The organism is Bradyrhizobium sp. Kon58, from assembly GCF_055807455.1.
Window position 1 is genome coordinate 1 of sequence record NZ_JBVVOT010000163.1, and the last position, 427, is coordinate 427.

At 60.7% G+C, this 427-nt stretch carries 1 protein-coding gene; it reads left to right on the forward strand.

Annotated features, from left to right (window positions below):
- Positions 1–427: GTP cyclohydrolase I FolE (gene folE / locus AC0L20_RS39960; RefSeq protein ID WP_473295661.1), on the forward strand; the 427-nt coding region annotated here is incomplete at both ends.

The following is a 427-nucleotide window of genomic DNA, read 5'->3' on the forward strand; positions in this document are numbered from 1 at the left end:
CCCAAGCGCGCCGCCAAGGCGATGCACTACCTGTGTCATGGCTACGAGCAGAACCTGGAAGAAATCGTCAACGGCGCACTGTTCGCCTCCGACAATGACGAGATGGTGATCCTGCAGGACATCGAGCTGTACTCGCTGTGCGAGCATCACCTGCTGCCCTTTATCGGCAAGGCCCATGTGGCCTATATTCCGACCGGCAAGGTGCTGGGCCTGTCGAAGCTGGCGCGCATCGTCGACATGTACGCCAGGCGCCTGCAGATCCAGGAAAACCTCACGCGGCAGATCGCCGACGCGATCCAGCAGGTCACCCAGGCCGCCGGCGTGGCGGTGGTAATAGAAGCCAGGCACATGTGCATGATGATGCGCGGTGTGGAAAAACAGAACTCAACCATGAACACCTCGGTGATGCTCGGCGCGTTCCGCGAGT